This window comes from Pararobbsia alpina, assembly GCF_965118125.1.
In the GTDB taxonomy this organism is placed as follows: domain Bacteria; phylum Pseudomonadota; class Gammaproteobacteria; order Burkholderiales; family Burkholderiaceae; genus Pararobbsia; species Pararobbsia alpina_A.
This window is the reverse complement of record NZ_OZ221287.1, coordinates 3,488,406-3,512,229: the sequence shown is the minus strand read 5'-3', so window position 1 is coordinate 3,512,229 and position 23,824 is coordinate 3,488,406. Positions and strand designations below refer to the sequence as shown.

Genomic DNA, 23,824 nt, shown 5'->3' with positions numbered 1-23,824 from the left:
TTATTTTCCGTCAGGAAAGTCCACGCGCGGCGCGTCGCCATCTTCCGACGCGTCGAAGCAACCGCGATACGTCGCAAAGAACGAGCAATAAATCATCGCGATCGTCGCCACGGTGAGCGGTGCCAGCACCATCAGCGTCAACAGTGACGTGCCCGCCAGCATGGCGATCTGAATGCCGAGCACCCCAAGCACCCCCTGGACCACCGCCCAGCACAAGGCATAGACCGTAAAGGCCCAGCGGTTGCGCCACAGCGCCATCCAGCTGAAGAACAAAGCCTTGGCGGGCGGGACCTTATGCCATGCGACCAGCACGGGCGCGAACCACATCAGCACCGAAACCGGCATATACAGAATGGCGAAGATCGCCGTCGCCACGGCCGTCTCGGTGAGGTGCGCAACCCCTTCCGCGTAGTCGGGGTCGATACCCAGCACCGCGCTCCGGAAGATGATGCCGCCGTCGGCGACCGACGTGAGCCCGAACGCGGCGATCACCATGACTGAATTGATCACGCCGAGAATCAGCAGGTCGACTGCGACGCGCCGGCCATGCGCACGAAACCCGCTGACCAGCACCGTCGGGAAAAAGGGTTTGCCACTGATCGCTTCACGGCTTGCTGCCATGAAGCCGACGGAAATGCCGGGGGTAAACAAAAAGGACAGCAATGCGCCGCCCACGGGTACCTGCGCGAGCAACAACCACGCGAACAGGTAGGCCATGAGCAGCATCATGAACGCGAGCGGATTGCGCCTGAACACCCAGATGCCCTGGCGGAACCATACGTAACCCGTCTTCGCGGGGACTTCAATCAGGCGCATGAGTCAAACGGAAATGCGTTGCACTGTGTGGTCGCGACCGCATCACGACGGCAAACCCACCGACGCCGCGCCGATGCGATCGGCGAGAATGCGTTCGAAATGGCCCGGATCGTGTGGCTTGAGCATTTCGGCGGCGCGCGGTTTATGGAAATCGTATAGCCGTGAGACCCAGAACCGATACGCGCCGGCGCGCAGCATATCGCGCCAATGGTGCGTTTCAGCAGGCGTCAGCGGCCGCACGGTCTGATAGGCACGAACCAGCGCGGTCGCGCGCGCTTCGTCCAGTTCGCCCGTCGCGAGATCGACGCACCAGTCATTGACGGTGACGGCCAGATCGAACAGCCACTTGTCGCAACCGGCAAAATAAAAATCGAAGAAGCCACCGAGGCGGTCGCCGCCTTCTTCACTGCCATGCGAGAACAGCACGTTGTCGCGGAACAGATCGCAGTGGCAGGGTCCGCCGGGCAGCGCCGCATAGTCCTCAGATGCAAAAAACGCGCGTTGATGGTCGAGTTCGTCGACCAGCATCCGTTTTGCGTCGCCGTCGAGGAAGGGCACGATCTCCGGCACGACATGCTCCCACCAGCTGAAGCTGCGCAGGTTCGGCTGATGCGATGCGAAGTCGCGTCCCGCAAGGTGCATGCGCGCGAGCATCTGACCTACTTCGGCGCAATGATGCGCGTTGGGCGAGAGCTGCGGCCGACCGTCGAGCTTGGTCACGATCGTCGCAGGCTTGCCATGCAGCGTACCGAAGAGCTGGCCGTCGTCGCGGACGACGGGGTCGGGCACGGGCACGCGATGACCTGCGAGGTGACGCATCAGGTCGAGATAGAACGGCAGTTCTCCGGCCGTCAGCTTCTCGAAGATCGTGAGCACGTAGTCGCCGCGCTCGGTCGTCAGAAAGAAGTTGCTGTTCTCGATGCCCGAGGCAATGCCACGGAACTCGAGCACGTTGCCGAGCGAGTAGTGCGTCAGAAACCCTGCGAGGTCTGCGTCATTGACAGCGGTGAAGACAGCCATGCACTCAATAGGAGAGATGAATTGACGGGAGGCGGCCCGTGCTCGGCCCATTGCCGGAGTTCGGGATATTCGGCGTCGTATCTGGTGGCGGGGACATCTGATAGTTCGTGCCGAAACCCGAATGCACATTGATCTCGGTCGGCTTGCCGCGGTCCCGATATTCGGTGATCTCGGTGCCGTCGAGTTCCTTTTCGTGGAAACTCGGCTGGCGCTGGTCCGTGAACTCGACCTTCGAGCTCGCGCTGCCGTTGGCTGTCGGGGTGCGATTGATCTTGTCGAGGTCGGGCAGGCCGGCCTGTTCGTTCGGCGACAGGTGCTCGGCTGGCGGTGGGGCATTGGTCGGGCGTGCGGCCGCTTGACCGCTTGCCGTATTGGCGGCGGGCGCCTGCTGCGGTGAGTCGACCTGCGGGGGCACTGCAAGCGGGTTGTCCTGGCCTGGCGACGCCGCGGATACGGGTGTCGCGGCAAGGACGAGCGTCGCGCAGAGCGCGCCGGCTGCGACGAGGAGCGGCTTCATTGTGATTCTCCGTTCTGATCCGGCGATTCTAGCAAACGGAATGGGGACTGGCGGCCAGCGTTGTCGAAATCGGGGCGATAATGTTTGCGGACAACACAGAGTGATTGACGATGAGCCATAAGCCGTTCGAGACTGAACTGATCGCCGATCCCGCCGAAGCGGTGGCGCGCGCGACGACGATCTATGAAACCAACACTGCGGCGCTGCGCGACGCGTTCGGCCGTTACCGGCGCGGCGAGCAATTCGATTCCCGCGTGCATGCGTACTATCCGTTCGTGCGGGTGCGGTCCGATGTCAATGCGAATATCGACTCGCGCCATTCCTATGGCTTCGTGTCGGGGCCTGGCATCTTTGAGACGACGCTGACGCGCCCCGACCTGTTTGGCGACTACTACCGCCAGCAACTGCGCCTGCTTGCCAAAAACCATAAAGTGGCCATCGAAGTCGGTCAGTCCGACCAGCCGATTCCCGTCCATTTTGCGTTTTCGGAAGGCATCCACCTCGAGGGCGATCTGAGTCCGGACCGGTTGCGCATGATCCGCGACCTCTTCGATGTGCCCGATCTCGCCGCGCTCGACGACCGTATCGTCAACGGCACGTATGAGCCGCCCGAAGGCGCGCCGCGCCCGCTTGCGCTCTTTACCGCCGCCCGGGTGGACTTTTCGCTGCATCGGCTTCGGCACTACACGGCGACCTCGCCGACGCATTTCCAGAACTACGTGCTCTATACGAACTATCAGTTCTATATCGACGAGTTCGTGAAGCTCGGCCTGAAACTGATGGAACGGACGGACGACCCCGCCGAGCGCGAGTATCGCAGCCAGTATTCCGCGTTCGTCGAGCCGGGCGACGTCATGACCTACAACACGAACCTCAGCGGCGATTCGGGTCATGGCTCGCCGCCGCCGCGTCTGCCGCAGATGCCGGCCTATCACCTCAAGCGGACCGACGGCAGCGGCATCACGATGATCAACATCGGCGTCGGGCCGTCGAATGCGAAGACGATCACGGACCACGTCGCCGTTTTGCGGCCCCATGCATGGGTGATGCTGGGCCACTGTGCGGGGTTGCGCAACACGCAACGTTTGGGCGACTACGTGCTGGCTCACGGCTATGTGCGCGAAGATCACGTGCTGGACGAGGACCTGCCGCTCTGGGTGCCAGTGCCGAACCTGGCCGAAATCCAGGTGGCACTCGAGCGCGCGGTCGCGGACGTGACGCGGCTCGAAGGGCCGGAGCTCAAGCGGGTCATGCGCACGGGCACCGTGGCGAGCGTCGACAACCGGAACTGGGAGTTGCGCGATCACCGCGAACCGGTCATGCGCCTGTCACAGAGCCGCGCGATCGCCCTGGATATGGAAAGCGCGACGATTGCGGCGAACGGCTTCCGCTTCCGGGTGCCGTACGGCACGTTGCTGTGCGTATCGGACAAGCCGCTGCATGGCGAACTCAAGCTGCCGGGCATGGCCGATCAGTTCTATAGCGCGCAAGTCGGGCAGCATTTGCAGATCGGTGTCCGCGCGATGGAGTTGCTGCGCGAAAACGGGCTCGCCAAGCTGCATAGCCGCAAGCTGCGCAGCTTTGCGGAAGTCGCGTTCCAGTAAGCGGAGCAAGCTGCATAGGGAAAGACCATACGGCGCCCTGCGGGTGTCGTATGGCTATTGCGTCTGTCAATCAATGCAAGCAGTGCATCGGGCCCACGGGGTCCACGCGTAGGCAGTACCTCGCAAGCGCCACGGATGACGTGACGATTCGAATCCCTCCCGTCGAGGGAGGGATTGCGCAAGCTGTCTGCAACAGCCGATGTTACAGATAGAACATCCGGTCGTCGTCGCTCTTGGCCGGGACCTCGGTCGGCGCGCCGCGTTCCTCGTAGAAGGCAAGCACGTGCTCGAGCACTTCATCGGGGTCGTCGGTGATCTTCATGAGATCGAGGTCGTTCTCGCCGATCAGGCCCATCGGGATCAACTGTGCCTTGAACCAGTCGAGCAGGCCTTCCCAGAACGTTGACCCAACGAGCACGATCGGCACATGACGCGACTTCTTCGTCTGGATCAGCGTCAGCACTTCGGCGAGCTCATCGAGCGTGCCGAAGCCGCCGGGCATTACGATCACGGCGTCCGAGTTCTTGACGAACGTGACCTTGCGCGTGAAGAAGTGGCGAAAGCGCAGCGAGATGTCCTGCCACGGATTGCCGTGCTGCTCATGCGGCAGTTCGATGTTGAGGCCGACCGACGGCGCTTTGCCCGCATGCGCGCCCTTGTTGGCCGCTTCCATGATGCCCGGGCCGCCGCCCGAGATCACGGCGAAGCCCGCATCGGAAAATTTGCGTGCGATCGCCATCGTCAGCTTGTAGTACTCATTGGTCGGTTTGAGCCGCGCCGAACCATAGATACTGACTGCCGGGCGAATCTCCGAGAGGTACTCGGTCGCCTCGATGAACTCTGCCATAATCGTGAACATCTGCCACGACGCACGGGCTTTCTTGGCTGTCGCCTTCTCTTGATCTGCGATGGATCGCAGACTCGGAATCACTTTTCTCTTGTTCATATGTCTGTGCAACCCAACCTGGTCGGAAGGACCCTCTTATTGGTCGATGGCTCGAGCTATCTGTATCGGGCCTACCACGCGATGCCGGACCTGCGTGGACCGGAAGGCGAACCTACTGGCGCGCTGTACGGCATCATCAATATGTTGCGGCGCCTGCGCAAAGAGTATGCAGCAGAGTATAGCGCTTGCGTATTCGACGCTAAAGGGAAGACGTTTCGGGACGACATCTATCCCGAATACAAGGCGAACCGTCCATCGATGCCCGAGGATCTCGCGCGGCAGATCGAGCCGATCCACGTTGCCGTGCGCGCGCTGGGCTGGCCGCTCGTCATGGTCGATGGCGTCGAGGCCGACGATGTGATCGGCACCTTGTCGCGTCGCGCCGAGGCGGCCGGCATGAAAGTCATCGTGTCGACCGGCGACAAGGATCTCGCGCAACTCGTGACCGATCACGTGACGCTCGTCAACACGATGAGCAACGAGACGCTCGATCCCGCCGGCGTGGTCGGCAAGTTCGGCGTGCCGCCGAACCGGATCATCGACTACCTGTCGCTGATCGGCGATACGGTCGATAACGTGCCGGGCGTCGACAAGTGCGGCCCGAAGACTGCGGTCAAATGGCTCACGGCCTACGATTCGCTCGACGGTGTGGTTGAGCATGCGGCCGAGATCAAAGGGGCGGTCGGCGACAACCTGCGTCGCGCGCTCGACTTTCTTCCGACCGCACGCCGGCTCGTGACCGTCGATACGGATTGCGATCTGGCGCCGCACGTCGAGACGATCGAGACGTCGCTCGAGACACGCGGTGAAGCGCTGGATGCGATGCGCGAGGTCTATCGTCGTCACGGATTCAAGACATGGGCGCGCGAAGCCGACGCTGCCGTGCAATCGGCCGAAAAGGCCAGTGCCGGCGGAGCGCAGGGGAGCCTTGGACTCGACGACAGCGACACGAACGAGCTCGCGCCGCAGATCGAAATGCAGCCGGCCGTCGAACTCGCCAGGACTTACGAGGCGATCCTGAGCTGGGAGGTTTTCGACGCATGGCTCGCGAAGATCGAAGCGGCCGAACTCACGGCATTCGATACGGAGACGACTTCGCTTGAGCCGATGCTCGCGCGGCTCGTCGGGATGTCGTTCTCGGTCAAGGCCGGCGAAGCGGCCTATCTGCCGCTGACCCATCGCGGACCCGATGCGCCCGTGCAATTGCCGATCGATGAAGTGCTGGCCCGGCTCAGGCCGTGGCTCGAGAATCCCGATCGCAAGAAGCTCGGTCAGAACCTCAAGTACGACGAACATGTGCTCGCGAACCACGGCATCCGCATGGCCGGGGTCGTGCACGACACGATGCTCGAATCGTATGTCGTCGAGTCGCATCGTTCGCACGATATGGACGGCATGGCCTTGCGCCATCTGAACCTCAAGACGATCAAGTACGAAGACGTGTGCGGCAAGGGCGCGTCGCAGATCGGCTTCGATGAAGTCCCCGTCGACAAGGCGACCGACTATGCGGCCGAAGACGCCGATATCACGTTGCGCCTTCATCAGTTCCTGTATCCGCAGGTACACAAGGGCGAAGGGCTGCAACGCGTGTATGGCGAGATCGAAGTGCCGGTCTCGCGTGTGCTGTGGCAGATCGAGCGCAATGGCGTGCTGATCGATGCTGCCCGGCTCGAAGCGCAAAGCAATGAAATCGGCACACGGCTCGTCGAACTTGAGAAGGAGGCGCACGAACTTGCCGGCGGCCCCTTCAATCTGAATTCGCCCAAGCAGATCGGCGAGATCTTCTTCGAAAAGCTGCAGCTGCCGGTCGTCAAGAAGACGCCGAGCGGCTCGCCGTCGACCGACGAAGAGGTGTTGCAAAAGCTGGCTGAAGACTATCCGTTGCCCAAGCTGTTGCTCGATTTCCGGGGCTTGTCGAAGCTCAAGTCGACCTATACCGACAAGCTGCCCAAGATGATCAACGCCGATACGGGACGCGTGCATACGAACTATGCGCAAGCTGTTGCGGTGACCGGGCGACTCGCGTCGAACGATCCGAATCTGCAGAACATTCCCGTGCGCACGCAGGAAGGCCGCCGGATTCGCGAAGCGTTCGTCGCGCCGCCGGGCAGTCGCATCATGTCGGCCGACTATTCGCAGATCGAGTTGCGGATCATGGCGCATATCTCGGGCGACGAGAACTTGCTGCGCGCGTTCGCTGCGGGTGAGGATATTCACCGGGCGACCGCCGCCGAGATTTTCAGCGTGACGCCGCTCGAAGTGACCTCCGATCAGCGACGCGTTGCCAAGACGATCAACTTCGGGTTGATCTACGGCATGAGCGCGTTTGGTCTCGCGGCGAATCTGAGCATCGCGCGCGATGCGGCGAAGCTCTATATCGACCGTTATTTCACGCGTTATCCGGGTGTCGCGGCCTACATGGAAGAAACACGTCAGGCCGCGCGCGAGCACGGTTACGTGGAGACCGTGTTCGGCCGGCGCCTCTGGCTGCCCGAGATCAATGGTGGCAACGGACCGCGCCGGCAAGCTGCCGAACGTGCAGCGATCAACGCGCCGATGCAGGGCACGGCCGCCGATCTGATCAAGCTGTCGATGATCGCCGTGCAAGGCTGGCTCGAAAATGCGCAGCGGCGCAGCAAGATGATCATGCAGGTGCACGACGAACTCGTGCTCGAAGTCCCCGATGAGGAATTCGAGGAGGTTCGCGTCAAGTTGCCGGAACTCATGTGTGGTGTCGCGCAGCTGAAGGTGCCGCTCGTGGCCGAAGTCGGCTCGGGAGCGAACTGGGAAGAAGCGCACTGATCCAGCGCCGCGCGCCGATGTGCAGGCACCTTCGACCGTGCGATACGCTGAGCGTGTCGCACGGGATGCCGCCGCGTAGCGCATTCGGACGCTGATACCTGCGGGCATGCCGTACCCACCCCACCGGCTGTGGGGCCGTGACGTGCGCGTGTCCGGCGAGGCACTTGTATAAGGCCGCGAATGCGAGGCCTGACGACCTGATCTGAGTTTTCAAACTAGGGAGGGCGCAGTCATGCAACGAATCGTAGTGGTCGGCGGCGGTGCCGGCGGACTCGAACTGGTGACGCGGTTGGGCGATCGGCTCGGATCGCGCACGCGTACCCCACGCGCCGAGATCATTCTGATCGACCGGTATCCCACGCACGTCTGGAAGCCGCTGCTGCATGAAGTCGCGGCGGGCAGCATGGATCCGTTCACGCATCAGCTCGAATATGCGGCGCAGGCGCGCTGGCATGGCTTCGAGTTTCAGCAGGGCGAACTCGTCGGTCTCGATCGCACGCGCAAGATCGTGCAGGTCGGTGAATTGCGCGACGAGGACGGCACGCTGTTGCTGCCGGCTCGCGAGATCGCGTACGACACGCTCGTGCTTGCGATCGGCAGCACGACGCATTTCTTCGGAGTACCCGGCGCTGATCAATATGCGATCGCCCTGGATACGGTTGCCCAAGCGGAGCGCTTTCGTCGCCGGCTCGTCGCCTTATGCATGCGGGCTAGACATTGGCATGCGACGGCGGACGCGGAGTCTGCATCCCCGGAGCCCCATCGGGAAGTGCGCGTGGCGATTGTGGGTGGCGGTGCGACCGGCGTCGAGCTGTCCGCCGAGTTGCGCAATACGGCCCAGGTGCTCGCCGCCTATGGATTGCATGACGTCGATCCGAAACATGATCTGGCGATCACCCTCGTCGAGGCGGGGCCGCGATTGCTACCTGCGCTCTCGGAGCGGCTATCGGAAGAAACGCGCAAGCTACTCGTCAAGCTTGGCGTGAGCGTGATGCTCGACGCGCGCGTCGAGGCGGTCGAACCCGAAGGACTCCGGCTCGCGGGCGGGGATCACGTGGTGGCCGACCTGGTCGTGTGGGCCGCCGGCATCAAGGCATCTCCGGTGCTCGCGCGACTGGATGGGCTTGCGACGAATCGATTGGGGCAGCTCTGCGTGACGCAGACCTTGCAAACCGAAACCGATTCGTCGATTTTTGCGCTGGGCGACTGCGCGAGCTGTGCGTGGGGCGCCGACCGGCGCGTGCCGCCGCGCGCCCAGGCCGCGCATCAGCAGGCCAGCTTTCTGTTCGACATGCTGCTGCGGCGCATGGACGGCAAGCCGCCGCTCGGCGAATTCGAGTATCGCGACTTCGGCTCGCTGGTGTCGCTGGGTCGCTTCAGCGCGGTCGGCAGCCTGATGGGCGGTCTGATCGGCGGCAGCATGTTCGTCGAAGGGTTGTTTGCGCGCTTCATGTACACGTCGCTGTACCGGCTGCATATCGCGGCCTTGCACGGGTACCCGCGCATGGTCCTCGATACGTTCGCGCATTGGTTACGGCGTTCGACCATGCCGCGCGTGAAGTTGCACTGAAGCCACGTTACGTCAGTCACTGAAGCGAGCGGAGGCGAATGTCTTATGCACCCGCACCGCTCGCTCGTACGGTGTATCACGCCGTAGTTTGAGTGCAATGTGCGATGCACTCGCACGCCGCCTCTCTCGGCTCTGCTCACCCGATAACGCGCACCGCTCCCTGGTTCAGGGGTGTGCGCCAGTCGCGACCGGTCGCTTCGGATCGGACGACCACTCACTCCACGAGCCGCCATACAGCGCGGCGCCATGCAGGCCCGCCACTTCCATCGCGAGCAGGTTATGGCACGCCGTCACGCCTGAGCCGCATTGCATGATGGCGCGCTCGGGCGGCACCTGACCCAGAACCGTATGGAACTCGTCGCGCAAGGTGTGTGCGGGCTTGAAGCGGCCGTCAGCCGAAAGGTTGTCCTTGAACGGACGGTTCAGCGCACCGGGGATATGGCCGCCGACCGGGTCGATCGTTTCGTTTTCGCCGCGATAGCGATCCGCCGCGCGCGCATCGACGACGATTCGCTCGAGGCTCTTGAGATTGCGCTCGACGCCCGCCGCGTCGATCGTCACGGCGAGCGGTGCGCCATGGTTGAACAGTTGAGGTGTCTCGACCGGCACGTCGGTCACGAGCTGCATGCCCGCCTGAGTCCAGGCGTCGACGCCGCCATCGAGCACGGCCACCGAGTCATGACCCAGCCAGCGCAGCAACCACCAGAGACGCGCGGCATACATGCCGCCCAGTCCGTCATAGGCGACCACCTGAACGCCATTCGTGAGTCCGCGATCGCCGAAGTGGCGCGCCAGCGCGTCGCGGTCCGGCAGCGGGTGGCGTCCGTTGGTGCCGGTCTTGGCGCCCGACAAATCCCGATCGAGATGGAAATAGTGCGCGCCCGGCACATGGCCCTGAGCGTACGCACGCTCGCCTGCCGAGGCGTCGGCAAGATCGAAACGGCAATCGACGACGTAGACCGATTCTTTCGACGCCTGGAGTCGTTCTGCGAGATTGGCTGCGGAAATCAACGTGGTGAAATGCGAGTGCGACATGGCGACCTCTTTGAAAGCCTTCGGGCAAGCCCGGCTGGCGTCCTGGTGTGGGGCAGGGCGCAGCGGACTCATTGGCCCGCCGCGACGTCAGACAATGCTGATGATGTCACAGCTTGCGTGACGACTCGATACCGGCAATATCGGCCAAAGCCGGCCCGGGGTCGGCCAAAGGGGGCCGGGCGAAAAAAAAGGACTGTCGATTCGACAGTCCTTTTCGTTGATGCGCGCAGTGTGTTTCCAGGCAAGTCGCCCGACGCCGGTTGCCCGTCGCCGGTCGCGTGCCGCTTCAATGCATGACGCTTTACTTCAATGCGCCAGTCGGCTCCATCTCGCGACGGTAGAACTCGTGGAAGTGCTGCATGCCATCTTCCATCGGGCTCTGGTACGGACCGACCTGCGATTCACCGCGCATCATCAACGCGCGACGGCCCGCGTCCATCCGCTCGGCGATTTCGTCATCTTCGCGCGCAGTTTCCATATAGGCGGCGCGCTCGGCTTCGACGAACTCGCGCTCGAACAGCGCAATCTCTTCGGGGTAGTAGAACTCGACGATATTCGTCGTCTTCTGCGGCCCCCGCGGAATCAGCCATGACACGACGAGCACATGCGGATACCACTCGATCATGAGGCCCGGGTAATACACCATCCAGATCGCGCCGAACTCGGGCGGCTTGCCGTTGCGGAAGTTGAGGACCGCGTCGTGCCACTTGCGATACGTCGGGCTGCCGGGCTTGGCCAGGTCCTGATGAACGCCGACCGTCTGCACGCTGTACCACTCGCCGAACTCCCAGCGCAGGTCGTCGCACGAGACGAAGCTGCCCAGACCCGGGTGGAACGGCACAACGTGATAGTCCTCGAGGTAGACCTCGATAAACGTCTTCCAGTTGTAGTCGCAGTCGTGCATCTCGACGTGATCGAACTTGAATTCCGAAAAGTCGAAATGATGCTGCGTCCCGAGCTTCGCCAGGTCGCGCGCGACATCGCGTCCGCCCTGCTCGAAGAGCAGGCCTTGCCAGTTCTGCAACGGCGTGCGGCCCAGATCCAGACAAGGATTGTCCGGAAAATGCGGTGCGCCGAGCAACTCGCCCTTGAGGTCGTACGTCCAGCGATGCAGGGGACAGACAACGTTTTGCGTGTGCCCGCGACCGTTGAGCATGATGGCCTGGCGGTGACGGCACACGTTGGACAGCAGTTCGATGGACTCGGCGTTGCGAACGAGCACGCGCCCTTCGGCCTCGGAGGGCAGGGCGTAGTAGTCGCCGGCCTCCGGCACCATCAATTCGTGCCCGATATAGCGCGGACCTCGCTTGAACAGCGTTTCGATCTCCTGGTCTAGCAGGGCTTGATCGAAATATGCCGTGACCGGCAACTGACTGTGAATGGACTTAAGCTGAACAGCAGTGCTCAGATTGGACATTCCCACTCCCAATTGCAGAAAGCAGTGAACAACCCAACCATCGAATACTCGATTTGGGGAAACGGGCGATTATACCCAAGCGGGCGGGTTTGGGGGGATTGTTTAAGTATTCAGTTGACGTTAAGTCCCTGATTTCGTCAGGAAAATACGCGAATACTCGAATGTCGAACGGGGTCCGTGGGGCGGACTCTGTCGGTTTTACCGTAGAATGACGGACTTGGCTGCAATCTTAAATACTGACATGGCGAACACCGCTATTCCGAATCGACCCGAAGCGCCTGCTGGCGCGGGTGTGTCGGCCGCGGGCCCGGCGGCCGGCGAGGCGCCGGCAAGCTACGAGGCGGCTGTGGCCGAACTCGAGGGGCTGGTAGCGAAAATGGAAGGCGGTGCGCTGTCGCTCGAGGATTCGCTGAGTGCCTACCGCCGCGGCTCGCAACTCGTCTCGTATTGCCAGCAACAGCTGGAAAAAGTCGAGCAGCAAGTGCGGGTACTCGACGGCGAGGTCCTCAAGCCCCTCGCGACCGATGAGGACGATGCATGAATTTCAATGAATGGACCCGTGCGGTGCTCGCCCGTACCGAAGCGGCGCTCGAAGCGCGCCTGCCGTCGGCCGAGGTTGAGCCCGGACGCCTTCACGATGCGATGCGTTACACCACGCTCGGCGGCGGCAAACGCGTACGGCCGCTGCTCGTGCATGCTGCCGGCCTGCTGACCGGCGCGACGCCCGAGGCACTCGACGCGGCCGGTGCGGCGATCGAGATGATCCACGTCTATTCGCTCGTGCATGACGATATGCCTGCCATGGACGACGATTCGATGCGTCGCGGCAAGCCCACGGTACACGTTCAATATGACGAAGCCACGGCACTGCTCGTCGGCGATGCGCTGCAATCGCAGGCGTTCATTACGCTGAGCGACGCACCGGTGCCCGCTGCTCGTAAGGCTGCGTTGCTGCGCGAGCTCGCGTATGCGAGTGGTTCGCTCGGCATGGCCGGCGGCCAGGCGATCGATCTCGCGAGCGTCGGCATCGCGCTCGACCGCCCGTCGCTCGAGAAGATGCATCGGATGAAGACGGGTGCGTTGTTGCGCGCGGCCGTGTTCATGGGCGCGCTGTGCGGCGACGAAGCGCCCGAGAGCCTGGATGCGGCCGCAGGCGTGGCCGCGCAGACGCGCGCCCAGGCTGGCGGTGCCGCCGTCGCTGAAGCGATCGACGCCGCGACGCTTGCTGCTGCGCTCGAACGCTATTCCGCCGCGGTCGGACTGGCTTTTCAGGTCGTCGACGATATTCTCGACGTGACCGCCGACTCCGCGACGCTCGGCAAGACAGCGGGCAAGGACGAGAAGGACAACAAGCCGACGTACGTCTCGCTGCTTGGACTGGACGAGGCGCGCAAGCTTGCGAAGCAGTTGCAGGCCGATGCACATGCGGCCCTGGCGCCCTTCGGCGATCGCGCCGAGCGGCTCGCGCAACTCGCCGACCTGGTCGTCGAACGCGCGAACTAAAAATACAGACGGTCGCAGACCGCCGAAGATCCCTGGAATCGAACAACGATGTATGACTTGCTGAAAACCATCGACGACCCCGTCACACTGCGCAAGCTGGACCGCAGTGAACTGACGCGCCTCGCCGACGAATTGCGCGCCTTCCTGCTCGAAAGCGTTGCACAGACCGGCGGGCACTTGTCGTCGAACCTCGGCACGGTCGAGCTCACGATCGCACTCCACTACGTGTTCGACACGCCGGATGACCGGATCGTGTGGGACGTGGGTCACCAGACCTACCCGCACAAGATCCTGACAGGCCGGCGTGAGCGCATGAACACGCTGCGTCAGGCAGGCGGCATTTCGGGCTTCCCGCGTCGCGACGAGTCGCATTTCGACACGTTTGGCACCGCCCACTCGAGCACGTCGATTTCGGCGGCACTGGGCATGGCGCATGCGTCGAAGATCAAGGGCGAATCGCGCTACTCGATCGCCGTGATCGGCGACGGTGCGATGACCGCGGGCATGGCATTCGAGGCGCTGAACAATGGCGGCGTCGCGGACGATCTGCCGCTGCTCGTCGTGCTCAACGACAACGATATGTCGATTTCGCCGCCGGTCGGCGCACTCAATCGCTATCTCGCGCGCCTGATGTCGGGTCGCTTCTACGCGGCTGCGAAGAAGGGTGTCGAGCGCGTGCTGAGCGTCGCACCGCCGGTGCTTGAACTCGCGCGCCGCATCGAAGAGCATGCGAAGGGCATGGTCGTGCCCGCGACGATGTTCGAAGAGTTCGGCTTCAATTACATCGGACCGATTGACGGTCACGATCTCGAATCGCTGATCCCGACGCTGCAGAACATCAAGGAGCTCAAGGGCCCGCAGTTCCTGCACGTCGTGACGAAGAAAGGCCAGGGCTACAAGCTCGCCGAAGCGGATCCCGTGCTTTACCACGGCCCCGGCAAGTTCAACCCGGTCGAAGGGATCAAACCCGCGAAGTCGAGCCGCAAGACGTATGCGCAAGTGTTCGGCGAGTGGCTGTGCGACGCCGCTGAACTTGACAAGCGCGTTGTCGGCATTACGCCGGCCATGCGTGAAGGGTCGGGTCTGGTCGAATTCGAGCAGCGTTTCCCGGAACGGTATTTCGACGTCGGTATTGCCGAGCAGCACGCGGTGACGTTCGCGGGCGGGCTCGCAACCGAAGGCCTGAAGCCGGTCGTCGCGATCTATTCGACGTTCCTTCAGCGCGGCTACGATCAATTGATCCATGACGTCGCGCTGCAGAACCTGCCGGTCATATTCGCAATCGACCGCGCGGGCCTGGTTGGCGCCGATGGCGCGACGCACGCGGGTGCCTATGACATTCCGTTCATGCGCTGCATCCCGAACATGACGATCATGGCGCCGGCGGATGAAAACGAATGCCGTCAGATGCTCCATACCGGTCTGACGATCGATGGTCCGTCGGCCGTGCGTTATCCGCGCGGCGCAGGCACGGGCGTCGAAACGGTCAAGCATCTTGCAGCGTTGCCGGTCGGCAAGGGTGTCGTCGTTCGCGAATCGGGCAAGCCGGCCGGTCATCGCATCGCGATCCTGGCATTCGGCACGATGGTTGCGCCGAGCATTGAAGCGGGCGTCGCACTCGACGCGACCGTCGCGAATATGCGTTTCGTGAAGCCGATCGACCACGCGTTGATCCGTCAGCTCGCCGAAACGCACGATGTGCTCGTGACGGTCGAAGAAGGCGCGATCATGGGTGGCGCGGGCACGGCCTGTGTCGAAAGCCTGCTCGAGAGCGGTCTGAATCGGCCGGTGCTGCAACTGGGCCTGCCGGATACGTTTATCGATCACGGCGATCCTGCCAAGTTGCTGTCGGGCTGCGGCCTCGACGCGCAAGGCATCGCGGCATCGATTCGCAAGCGTTTTTTCGCGAGCGAGTCGGGTGACAAGAGCAGCGTCGCAAAGCTCGTCGCGTAAGTGGTAACGCTGCTTCTCGCAGCAGAAGCGAAATAGCGCACCTCACCCAAAGAAACGCAAAAGGCTGGGTTCCGCAAAAGCGGAATCCAGCCTTTTTGTTTGTGAGCTCGAGGCGCAGACCTATTTTTGCGCAGCGCTATGCAAAAGGCCGAATCCCATCCGATGCGGGGTCGGGCCTAGTTGGCGAGAGACGACAAATCCCAGCGCGGCTTCACGGTGAACGCGTACGAGTGCTCGGCTTGCTCGGGCCACCGCGCCAGTCGCAGCGCGCCGGCGAGCGCGATCATGGCGCCGTTGTCGGTGCACAGCGACAGATCGGGATAGTGGACTGCGAAACCGCGACGCTTGGCGGCCGAGTTCAATGCGTCGCGCAACTGGCGATTCGCACCGACGCCACCGGCAACGACCAGCCGCTTGAGCCCGGTACGTTTGAGTGCGGCGATCGATTTGGCTGCGAGCACGTCGACTGCGGCATCGACAAAACCGCGCGCAATATCGGCCTTGTCCTGTTCGCAGACGTTCGTGCCGAGTTTTCGTACTGCGGTGAGCACGGCGGTCTTGAGCCCGCTGAAGCTGAAGTCGAGGTCGCCTGAGTGCAGCATCGGGCGCGGCAACGTGACGATGCCCGGATTGCCGAACTCGGCCATGCGCGACACTTCAGGTCCGCCCGGATAACCCAGGCCCAATAGCTTGGCAGTCTTGTCGAACGCTTCGCCTGCGGCATCGTCAAGTGTTTCACCGAGCGTTTCATATTGTCCGACATCGGTCACCCGCATCAGCTGCGTGTGGCCGCCCGAGACGAGCAGTGCGACGAACGGGAACGGAGGCGGTGCATCGACGAGCAACGGCGAAAGCAGATGACCTTCGAGGTGGTGGATCCCGATCACCGGCTTGTTCAGGGCCAGCGCAAGACCGTTGGCGACGCTGGCGCCGACCAGCAGCGCGCCGGCGAGGCCCGGTCCCTGGGTAAAAGCAATCGCGTCGACGTCGTCGAGTCGGGCCCCGGCCTGCTCGAGAACTTGTTCGAGCAGGGGCAACGCGCGGCGGATGTGATCGCGTGATGCGAGTTCGGGCACGACGCCACCATATTCTCGGTGCATCGCGATCTGCGAATGCAGGGCGTGCGCAAGCAGGCCGCGCTCCGAGTCATAGAGCGCGAGACCGGTTTCATCGCAAGAACTTTCGAGGCCGAGGACAAGCATGGGTCGAGACAGGAAGGGAAACGGCGTGCCGCAAACGGTGAATTATAGAGGTTCAGAGAAAATGGGGCCGCCGGTCTCATGCGGTGCGATTCATCCTGCCGTACGCCTGGCTTGATAGAGCGACCAAGCAACCAAGCAACCAAGCAACCAAGCAACCAAGCAACCAAGCAACCAAGCAACCAAGCAACCAAGCAACCAAGCAACCGAGCAACCGAGCAACCGAGCTACCGAGCTACCGAGCTACCGAGCTACCGAGCGGCTGTGCGAGGACGCAGGCGCGGAATGGGCTCACCCGCTACGGCCACGGGTCCCTTTTCCGTCTCCACGTACAATCGCGCCCATGGAAAATTTTGATGTCGCCGTTATCGGCGCAGGGGCGGCCGGCATGATGTGCGCGGCGGTCGCCGGGCAGCGCGGACTGCGCGTCGTCCTGATCGATCATGCCGAGCGCCTGGCCGAAAAGATCCGCATCTCGGGCGGCGGCCGTTGCAATTTCACGAACCGCGACGCGGGGCCCGCCAACTACTTGTCGGAAAACCCGCGGTTCTGCCGTTCGGCGCTGGCGCGCTACACGCCGCAAGACTTTATCGCTCTGGTCCAGCGTTACCGGATCCCGTTTCACGAAAAGCACAAGGGGCAACTCTTTTGCGATGACTCGAGCGAGCAGATTATCGACATGCTCGTCGCCGAATGCGAAGCCGGTCGCGTAGCGTGGCGCCGGCCGGTGCGTGTCGAGGAGATCCGGCGTGGCGAATCGTTCGTCGTATCGACGAACGCGGGCGAGATCGGAGCGCGCGCCGTGGTCGTGGCAACGGGCGGGCTCTCGATCCCGAAGATCGGCGCGACCGATTTTGCGTATGGCGTGGCGCGGCAGTTCGGCCTCGAAGTCATTGAGCCACGCCCTGCGCTTGTGCCGCTCACGTTCACATCGGCGGGTTGGGAGCCGTTTGCCGCGCTGTCGGGACTCGCGCTGGAAGCGCGCGTGTCGACCGGTGCGGGCAAAGCGCGCGGTGAGTTTCTCGAGGATTTGCTCCTCACCCACCGAGGCCTGTCAGGTCCCGCGATTTTGCAGATTTCGAGCTTTTGGGCACTGGGCACGCCGCTCGCCATCGATCTGATGCCCGCAGGCAATGCTACCGAGCTGCTGCTCGAGGCCAAGCCGGGGTCGAAGAAGCGCCTCGTCTCCCAGCTGTCCGAATGGCTGCCGTCGCGATTGGCGGAGGTCTGGGCGCAGGTGCACGGCGTGACGCAGGAAGCGCGGCTTGCCGATTTGCCGGATCGACAGCTGCGCACGCTCGGCGACGCACTGAATCGCTGGGCGATCACCCCGGCGGGCACCGAGGGGTGGCGCAAGGCCGAAGTGACGGCGGGTGGCGTCTCGACGGCCGAGCTGTCGTCTGCGAGCCTCGAGGCCAAGCGCGTGCCAGGGCTGCACTTCATCGGCGAGGCGGTGGACGTCACGGGCTGGCTGGGCGGCTACAACTTCCAATGGGCATGGGCGTCCGCTGTTGCCTCCGCGGGTGCACTCGCGGAATCGCTTGGCCGTCGGTAAAAATACCCACAAGGTGCAGGTGGGAAACAAAAATTCCCTGTGCTACACTCGTGGACCCTCGGAATGTCGGCCGACCACGAATCATGACCATCATTCGCCTCAAAGAGAACGAGCCGTTCGAAGTCGCGATGCGTCGTTTCAAGCGCACGATCGAAAAGAACGGTCTGCTGACCGATCTGCGTTCGCGTGAGTTTTATGAGAAGCCGACCTCCGAGCGCAAGCGCAAGAAGGCTGCGGCCGTGAAACGCCACTTCAAGTCGCTGCGCAGCCAGATGCTGCCGAGAAAGATGTATTGATGATCGGTCGCGCCCGATACGGGGCGCGCTCCGCGAAACCCGCTGTCGGACACTCCGAGGCGGGTTTTTGTGTTTCGCGGTGGTGCCGATCGGATGCACTGTTTCGGCGAAACGCGATTTTATTTCCTAGTATCTTGAGTTGAGGACCCGGCGCCCATGAGCAGTTTGAAAGAGCGGATCACCGAAGACATGAAGGCCGCCATGCGCGCGCGCGAAACCGAGCGCCTTGGCACGATTCGCCTGCTGCTTGCGGCGATCAAGCAGCGCGAAGTCGATGACCGTACGGAACTCGACGATGCGGCGGTGGCCGGAGTCATTGACAAGCTCGTCAAGCAGCGCAAGGACTCGATCTCGCAGTTCGCGAGCGCGGGCCGCCAGGATCTCGTCGACAAGGAAGAGTCGGAACTCGTGGTGCTACAGGCGTATATGCCGCAGCAACTGAGCGCGGCTGAAATCGAGGCCGAAGTGGCTGCCGCTGTTGCACAGGTCGGCGCTGCCGGCCCGCAGGACATGGGTAAGGTCATGGGCGTGCTCAAGCCCAAGCTGGCAGGGCGTGCCGACATGACGGCCGTGTCGGCTCAAGTGAAGGCGGCGCTGACCGTTAAGTAAGAAATACGCATTCAGGGCATGGCGGTAACGCGGTCAGCCTGAGGATTCGACGGTCTTGAACCTGGCGATTCCGGCGGCAAATACGGGGCAGGCGGTGCGACACACGCACCGCCGGTTGATGCGAAATGGTCGCACTCCGGCAGAGTGGCTGGGTATGTGCCGACACGACTTGCGGTAATTAGGCGCTTTGATTCCCCACTCCTTCCTGCAGGATCTGCTCAGCCGCGTCGACGTTGTCGAGGTGGTGGGTCGCTATGTGCAGCTCAAGAAGGGTGGCGCGAACTTTATGGGGCTCTGTCCGTTCCATAACGAAAAGAGCCCGTCTTTCTCCGTCAGTCCGACCAAGCAGTTTTATCACTGCTTCGGTTGTGGCGCGCATGGCACCCCGATCAACTTTCTGATGGAGCATGCCGGTCTGACGTTCCCCGAGGCCGTCAACGAGCTCGCTCAGTCGGTTGGCCTGACCGTGCCGCAGGAGCCGCGTGCCGGGGGCGACGGCCGTGACGGCGCGCAGTGGAAGCAGGCGACGGGGCTGGTCGACCGCATGAAGACGGCGAGCGACTACTACCGTACGGCGCTCAAGGCGTCACCCAAGGCGATCGCGTACTTGAAAAAGCGCGGGCTGTCGGGCGCGGTGGCACGCGATTTCGCGCTCGGATATGCGCCCGAGGGCTGGCAGAACCTCGAGCAGGCCTTTGACGACTATCAGGCGGAAGCCCTTGTCGAGGCCGGGCTTGTGCTGGTCAGCGAGAAGACCGATGCGCAAAGCGGCACGGCAAGACGGTACGACCGTTTCCGGGATCGGGTGATGTTTCCGATTCGCAATGTGCGCGGGCAGGTCATCGGCTTTGGCGGTCGCGTGCTCGATGGTGGCGAGCCCAAGTATTTGAACTCGCCCGAAACGCCCTTATTTAACAAGGGTAGCGAGCTGTACGGCCTGTTCGAAGCGCGCCTTGCAATCCGCGAGAAGGGCTTTGTGCTGGTCGTCGAAGGCTATATGGACGTGGTGGCGCTCGCGCAGCTCGGGTTTCCGAACGCGGTGGCGACGCTGGGTACGGCGTGTACGCCGGTGCATGTGCAAAAGCTCATGCGCCAGACGGATACGGTGGTGTTCAGTTTCGACGGCGACAAGGCAGGACGGCGCGCCGCGCGGCGTGCGCTTGACGCGTGCCTGCCACATGCGGCAGACAACCGGACGATCAAGTTCCTGTTTCTGCCGGCCGAGCACGATCCGGATAGCTTTGTGCGCGAATTCGGCACAGATGCGTTTGGGTATCAGATTGAGCAGGCGTTGCCGCTGTCGCAATTCCTGCTCAACGAGATCGTGGCTGACAAGCCGCTCGACCAGCCCGAAGGGCGGGCGAAGGCGTTGTTCGAGGCCAAGCCGCTGCTGACGGCACTGCCGCCGAACGCGTTTCGCACGCAGGTCGTGCATATGCTTGCCGACCGGCTCGGCGTGCCGTTCGGCGAGGTCGCGGCGTTGTGCGGCATTGATGGCGCGGTGCAGCGCGCGGTGCGCGACGCGCCCGAAAAGGCGGCACGCCGCCGGGTGACCGGTACCGAGGAGCGCGCGCTGCGCAACCTCGTGATGTACCCGCGAAGCGGGGTGGCGATCGGTGAAGACGAATTGGCTGCGCTGCATTACGCGGCGCGGCGCGAAATTTTTGAAGAGGTGTTGACGCATATCCGCGCGCTGGGCGATGCGGCGGATTTCAGATTGCTTTCAGAAGTGCTTCGAAATACGGCTAATGCGCCGGTATATGAAGAGATTTTTCGCGAAATTCTGACCTATGATGAAAATGTTCGGGATCTGTTGCTCGGATCTGAAACCGAGGGATCGGTCGAACGTTATCAGGAGCAGGAGCGCATGGCCGGCGAGGAATTGCGGGCTGCGCTCGCGAAGCTTCATTACGACGCGTTGCGTGAAAGGTGCGACCGTTTGTCGCGCCAGTCCAAGCTGACTTCCGAAGAGACAACCGAATATGCCGACCTGCTGAGGCAAACCGCTGACCTCAGAAGACGGCTTGCGCCAGTGGCGGTCCGTGACTGACTGGTATAATGGCGGGTTTTCAGCGGGCTTTATTCTGAAGATTGCACCCGAGCCGGTGCCGCGCAGCAAGCGGGGCCGGGCAGTGCGGGCTGTGACCCTCGAAGTTCTGTTGATGGGGCGAGATCGTAATGGTGAAAACTACGAGCGGCAAGACGAAGGTGAAAGCGCAGGACGAGCGTGTGACATCGCACGACCCGGCTGCGGATTCGCCGTCTGTTCCGGCAGCGGCGCAAGCGCGTCCTGCGGGATCACGTACGCGGTCGGCCGCCGCCACGAGAAGCACGTCGAGCAAGACCGCGACCCCGGTCGCGGAAAAGCCCGCTGGCGCAACGAAAACAGAGGTGAGCAGCGCCGCCTCGAAGGCAACTGGCAAGAGCACTGACGCAGGTACCGCGCAAGGTACGAAAGCGGCCGCGAAGGCGGCCGGCGCCGCCTCGAGGGCGGTCACACGGGCGCCCGCGGCAAAGCCGGCGTCGAGGGCAACCGCGCAAGCATCCGATGAGGATGCCGCCACGTCGGCACGCGAGAGCAAGGTTTCAACGGGTGACACGGATGTTGAAGAACAGCCTGTCGCCGAGATACACGCCGCTACGGCCAGTCCAATGAAGAAAACGTCGAACGAAGCACCTGTCGATAACACCCCGGCCCAGGCCGAGGATCAGCAACCCGCGCCGAAGGTTGAAAAACTGAAGGCGCGCGATCGCCGCGCGAAGGAAAAGGCGTTGCTGAAAGACGCGTTCGCGTCGCATCAGCCGGGTACGGCCGAAGAGCTCGAAGAGCGTCGTGCGAAGCTGCGCGCGCTGATCAAGCTCGGCAAGGACCGCGGCTTCCTGACCTACGCGGAAATCAACGACCATCTGCCGGACGACCTCAACGAAGTCGAGGCGATCGAGAGCATCGTCGGCACGTTCAACGACATGGGTGTGGCTGTTTACGAACAGGCTCCCGATGCCGAAACGCTGCTGCTGAACGACAACGCCCCGGCTGCTTCGAGCGACGATGAAGTCGAAGAGGAAGCCGAAGTCGCGCTGTCGACCGTCGATTCCGAATTCGGCCGCACGACCGACCCGGTCCGTATGTACATGCGTGAAATGGGTACGGTCGAGCTGCTGACGCGCGAAGGCGAAATCGAAATCGCCAAGCGTATCGAAGACGGCCTCAAGCACATGGTCATGGCTATCTCGGCCTGCCCGACGACGATCGCGGAAATTCTCGCGATGGCCGAACGTGTGGCCAACGAAGAGATGCGCATCGACGAGCTCGTCGATGGTCTCGTCGACGACAACGCTGAAGACGCCGACGGCTTCAACGCCGCCGAAGCCGAAGCGATCGAGAACGAGGACGAAGAAGAAGAGGAAGAAGGCGACGAGGAAGAAGAGGAAGACGACGGCGCCGTGGCCGAGCGTGCGAATGCCGCTCAGCTCGAAAAGCTGCGCGTCGACTCGCTCGCCAAGTTCGCGATGATCGGCGAATGGTTCGACAAGATGCGCCGTGCGTACGAAAAGGAAGGCTACAAGTCGAAGGCCTACCTGAAGGCGCAGGAAACGATCCAGACGGAACTGATGTCGATCCGCTTCACGGCACGCAATGTCGAGCGTCTGTGCGATACGCTGCGTGCGCAGGTCGAAGAAGTGCGTTCGGTCGAGCGTCAGATCCTTCACACGGTCGTCGACAAGTGCGGCATGTCGCGTGCCGAGTTCATTGCACGCTTCCCGAGCAATGAAACGGACCTCGAGTGGGCACCGGCGATCGTCAAGGAAAACCATTCGTACAGCGCAGTGCTCGAACGGAACATCCCGGCGATTCGTGAACAGCAGCAACGCCTGATCGACCTGCAAGCGCGTGTCGTGCTGCCGCTGCAGGACCTGAAGGAAACCAACCGCCAGATGGCGGCGGGCGAACTCAAGGCGCGTCAGGCCAAGCGTGAAATGACCGAGGCCAATCTGCGTCTCGTGATCTCGATCGCGAAGAAGTACACGAACCGTGGCTTGCAGTTCCTCGACCTGATTCAGGAAGGCAATATCGGCCTGATGAAGGCGGTGGACAAGTTCGAATATCGTCGTGGCTACAAGTTCTCGACGTATGCGACGTGGTGGATTCGCCAGGCGATTACGCGTTCGATCGCGGACCAGGCACGTACCATCCGTATTCCGGTGCACATGATCGAAACGATCAACAAGATGAACCGGATCTCGCGTCAGATTCTGCAGGAAACCGGTCTCGAGCCGGATCCGGCAACGCTGGCAGAGAAGATGGACATGCCGGAAGACAAGATCCGCAAGATCATGAAGATCGCGAAAGAGCCGATCTCGATGGAAACGCCGATCGGTGACGACGACGATTCGCATCTGGGCGACTTCATCGAAGACACGAACACGGTCGCGCCGGCCGATGCCGCGCTGCACGCCAGCATGCGCGATGTCGTGAAGGACGTGCTCGACTCGCTGACGCCGCGCGAAGCGAAGGTGCTGCGTATGCGCTTTGGTGTGGAAATGAGCACGGATCACACGCTCGAGGAAGTCGGCAAGCAGTTCGACGTGACGCGTGAGCGGATCCGTCAGATCGAAGCGAAGGCGCTGCGCAAGCTGCGTCACCCGAGCCGTTCGGACAAGCTCAAGTCCTTCCTCGAAGGGAATTGATCCGGATCGCTCTCAGCTTTGTCTGAATCAATGACAGCGCCCCTTCGGGGGCGCTTGTCATAGGTGGGGTAGCCCGCTATCCTGCTGGTCCTGCCGCCATGGCAGACACGATTTCAAGACGCGCTGGAAACCTCGCTGTATCCCGCGTTATCACCGTTTCAGGGCCTCTAGCTCATGCTTGGTTAGAGCAGCGGACTCATAATCCGTTGGTGCCGTGTTCGACTCACGGGAGGCCCACCAGAAGTATCAAAAGGCTTAGCTTCGGCTAGGCCTTTTTTCGCTCTGCAAAAGTG

18 protein-coding genes and 1 tRNA gene are annotated in these 23,824 nt (G+C 62.6%); 12 read left to right on the top strand and 7 right to left on the bottom strand.

The features are described 5' to 3' along the window. The 3 genes from ACMFWR_RS15195 to ACMFWR_RS15185 are packed head-to-tail and all read right to left on the bottom strand — an operon-like array spanning position 1 to position 2,353. Positions 1 to 816, bottom strand: a complete 816-nt coding sequence (locus tag ACMFWR_RS15195) for a BPSS1780 family membrane protein (protein WP_413192440.1) — start codon at positions 814 to 816, stop codon at positions 1 to 3. Between the two features lie 42 nt (positions 817 to 858). Continuing rightward, positions 859 to 1,836, bottom strand: a complete 978-nt coding sequence (locus ACMFWR_RS15190) for a homoserine kinase (RefSeq protein ID WP_413192439.1) — start codon at positions 1,834 to 1,836, stop codon at positions 859 to 861. A 4-nt stretch (positions 1,837 to 1,840) separates the two neighbouring features. Next, the gene (locus ACMFWR_RS15185; protein WP_413192438.1) at positions 1,841 to 2,353 is read right to left on the bottom strand and encodes a hypothetical protein; all 513 of its coding nucleotides are present in this window, start codon (positions 2,351 to 2,353) and stop codon (positions 1,841 to 1,843) included. Between the two features lie 110 nt (positions 2,354 to 2,463). Between ACMFWR_RS15185 and ACMFWR_RS15180 the strand changes: the two genes are divergently transcribed. Continuing rightward, positions 2,464 to 3,957 (top strand): AMP nucleosidase, encoded by a 1,494-nt coding sequence (locus ACMFWR_RS15180; RefSeq protein WP_413192437.1) that lies wholly within the window; start codon positions 2,464 to 2,466, stop codon positions 3,955 to 3,957. Between the two features lie 202 nt (positions 3,958 to 4,159). Here the strand turns inward: ACMFWR_RS15180 and ACMFWR_RS15175 are convergent, their stop codons facing one another. Next, positions 4,160 to 4,903, bottom strand: coding sequence for a TIGR00730 family Rossman fold protein (locus tag ACMFWR_RS15175; protein ID WP_413192436.1), 744 nt, complete (start codon positions 4,901 to 4,903; stop codon positions 4,160 to 4,162). On the opposite strand from ACMFWR_RS15175, the gene polA reads away from it, so the two are divergent. Continuing rightward, the gene (polA, locus tag ACMFWR_RS15170) at positions 4,904 to 7,705 is read left to right on the top strand and encodes a DNA polymerase I (RefSeq protein ID WP_413192435.1); all 2,802 of its coding nucleotides are present in this window, start codon (positions 4,904 to 4,906) and stop codon (positions 7,703 to 7,705) included. 232 nt (positions 7,706 to 7,937) lie between these two features. Continuing rightward, positions 7,938 to 9,275 carry an NAD(P)/FAD-dependent oxidoreductase gene (locus ACMFWR_RS15165; RefSeq protein ID WP_413192434.1) on the top strand — a complete coding sequence of 446 codons (1,338 nt, stop codon included), beginning with the start codon at positions 7,938 to 7,940 and terminating at the stop codon, positions 9,273 to 9,275. Positions 9,276 to 9,440: 165 nt separating this feature from the next. On the opposite strand, the gene ACMFWR_RS15160 is transcribed toward ACMFWR_RS15165, so the two are convergent. After that, positions 9,441 to 10,310, bottom strand: a complete 870-nt coding sequence (locus ACMFWR_RS15160) for a sulfurtransferase (protein ID WP_413192433.1) — start codon at positions 10,308 to 10,310, stop codon at positions 9,441 to 9,443. 301 nt (positions 10,311 to 10,611) lie between these two features. Continuing rightward, positions 10,612 to 11,727, bottom strand: coding sequence for an aromatic ring-hydroxylating oxygenase subunit alpha (locus tag ACMFWR_RS15155; RefSeq protein WP_413192432.1), 1,116 nt, complete (start codon positions 11,725 to 11,727; stop codon positions 10,612 to 10,614). A 241-nt stretch (positions 11,728 to 11,968) separates the two neighbouring features. Between ACMFWR_RS15155 and ACMFWR_RS15150 the strand changes: the two genes are divergently transcribed. From ACMFWR_RS15150 to dxs, 3 genes are read left to right on the top strand one after another with little or no spacing between them, the layout of a single operon-like run. Next, positions 11,969 to 12,268 (top strand): exodeoxyribonuclease VII small subunit, encoded by a 300-nt coding sequence (locus tag ACMFWR_RS15150; protein WP_413192431.1) that lies wholly within the window; start codon positions 11,969 to 11,971, stop codon positions 12,266 to 12,268. Continuing rightward, the gene (locus ACMFWR_RS15145; protein WP_413192430.1) at positions 12,265 to 13,230 is read left to right on the top strand and encodes a polyprenyl synthetase family protein; all 966 of its coding nucleotides are present in this window, start codon (positions 12,265 to 12,267) and stop codon (positions 13,228 to 13,230) included. Before ACMFWR_RS15150 ends, ACMFWR_RS15145 begins: the two co-directional genes overlap by 4 nt. Positions 13,231 to 13,278: 48 nt before the next feature. Continuing rightward, positions 13,279 to 15,183, top strand: coding sequence for a 1-deoxy-D-xylulose-5-phosphate synthase (gene dxs, locus ACMFWR_RS15140; protein WP_413192429.1), 1,905 nt, complete (start codon positions 13,279 to 13,281; stop codon positions 15,181 to 15,183). 176 nt (positions 15,184 to 15,359) lie between these two features. On the opposite strand, the gene tsaD is transcribed toward dxs, so the two are convergent. Continuing rightward, positions 15,360 to 16,385 (bottom strand): tRNA (adenosine(37)-N6)-threonylcarbamoyltransferase complex transferase subunit TsaD, encoded by a 1,026-nt coding sequence (tsaD, locus tag ACMFWR_RS15135; protein WP_413192428.1) that lies wholly within the window; start codon positions 16,383 to 16,385, stop codon positions 15,360 to 15,362. Between the two features lie 340 nt (positions 16,386 to 16,725). On the opposite strand from tsaD, the gene ACMFWR_RS15130 reads away from it, so the two are divergent. The 6 genes from ACMFWR_RS15130 to ACMFWR_RS15105 all read left to right on the top strand — a co-directional run bounded on the left by ACMFWR_RS15130 (position 16,726) and on the right by ACMFWR_RS15105 (position 23,771). Continuing rightward, entirely contained in the window at positions 16,726 to 17,937 is a 1,212-nt protein-coding gene (locus ACMFWR_RS15130) for an NAD(P)/FAD-dependent oxidoreductase (protein WP_413192427.1), read from the top strand. Positions 17,938 to 18,020: 83 nt separating this feature from the next. After that, positions 18,021 to 18,233, top strand: a complete 213-nt coding sequence (gene rpsU / locus ACMFWR_RS15125) for a 30S ribosomal protein S21 (protein WP_413192426.1) — start codon at positions 18,021 to 18,023, stop codon at positions 18,231 to 18,233. 156 nt (positions 18,234 to 18,389) lie between these two features. Beyond that, a complete protein-coding gene (locus ACMFWR_RS15120) occupies positions 18,390 to 18,842 on the top strand; it encodes a GatB/YqeY domain-containing protein (protein WP_413192425.1) in 453 nt (150 codons plus the stop codon). A 187-nt stretch (positions 18,843 to 19,029) separates the two neighbouring features. Next, positions 19,030 to 20,892 carry a DNA primase gene (gene dnaG / locus ACMFWR_RS15115; protein WP_413192424.1) on the top strand — a complete coding sequence of 621 codons (1,863 nt, stop codon included), beginning with the start codon at positions 19,030 to 19,032 and terminating at the stop codon, positions 20,890 to 20,892. A gap of 128 nt (positions 20,893 to 21,020) precedes the next feature. Continuing rightward, positions 21,021 to 23,531 (top strand): RNA polymerase sigma factor RpoD, encoded by a 2,511-nt coding sequence (rpoD, locus tag ACMFWR_RS15110; protein ID WP_413192423.1) that lies wholly within the window; start codon positions 21,021 to 21,023, stop codon positions 23,529 to 23,531. Between the two features lie 161 nt (positions 23,532 to 23,692). Further along, positions 23,693 to 23,771 (top strand) — tRNA-Ile (locus tag ACMFWR_RS15105). Positions 23,772 to 23,824 lie beyond the last annotated feature (53 nt).